This is a genomic window from Salinivibrio sp. VYel1, assembly GCF_009377945.1.
Classification (GTDB): domain Bacteria; phylum Pseudomonadota; class Gammaproteobacteria; order Enterobacterales; family Vibrionaceae; genus Salinivibrio; species Salinivibrio siamensis.
Window position 1 is genome coordinate 1 of the sequence record NZ_RSAM01000033.1, and the last position, 1,017, is coordinate 1,017.

Consider the following 1,017-nt stretch of genomic DNA (forward strand, 5'->3'; position numbering starts at 1 on the left):
TGATTGTATTGCTTCCAATTGCTGATTTTGTACTTGGCGTTGCTCATCATCGGTGACCTGTTTGAGGCTTTGATGATCTGATCGCAGCTCGGATGATAAGTTCAATGATTTAGGAAACAACGCCGATACGATCGCAAGAGTGATGGGAACCATCAGTCCAAAGGCATTACAAAAAGCCTTTATAGCCAAAGGCATTACAAAAAGCCTTTATAGAATGGATGAAATCATGTCATGAATTAACGGATGGCGAAGTGGTTGCCATTGATGGAAAAACACTCAGGGGCTCATATAATCGAGCAACAGACCAAGCTGCTATTCATATGGTTAATGCGTTCGCAACCGCAAATGGAGTGTGCCTCGGACAGTCGAAAGTAGACAGTAAGACAAATGAGATTACTGCCATCCCTAAGCTGCTGGAATTGCTCGATATTTCAGGTTGTTTGATTACCATAGATGCTATGGGTTGTCAGCACAAAATCGCACAGAAAATCATTGATAAAAATGCTGATTATTTGCTTGCCGTTAAAGGAAACCAAGGCAAGCTAGATAAAGCGTTTGATAATTATTACCGCCCGGCAATGCTTCAAAAATTTGATGGTGATAGCTATGCATCACAAGAAAAATCGCATGGGCGTTTAGAAACACGATGTGCGCTGATTAATACCGATTTAAGTGTATTAGGTGATTTGGCTTATGATTGGCCTGAATTAAAAACGATGGGCATCATGGTGAGTGTTCGTCAAGAAGGCAAACATACTGAAGAGTCAGATATTTCAGTGCGCTACTATATAAGCTCAAAAGCACTAACAGCGAAAGAGCTTCATGATGCCACGCGCTCACACTGGTTAATTGAATCAATGCATTGGCAACTTGATGTTGGATTAAAAGAGGATGCTTGCCGAATAAGAGTCGATGATCGAGCGGAAGTGTTTGCACGAATAAGGCAAATGGTTTTGAATTTATTAAAGCAAGAGAAGAGTTTCAAAGCCGGCATTCAACGCAAGCGAATGATGTGCG

The 1,017-nt window shown here is 41.4% G+C and carries 1 pseudogene; it reads left to right on the forward strand.

Annotation, left to right across the window (positions count from 1 at the left end):
* Positions 1 to 118: 118 nt before the first annotated feature.
* Positions 119 to 1,017: pseudogene (locus EHW58_RS15560) on the forward strand (ISAs1 family transposase); the annotation flags it as partial.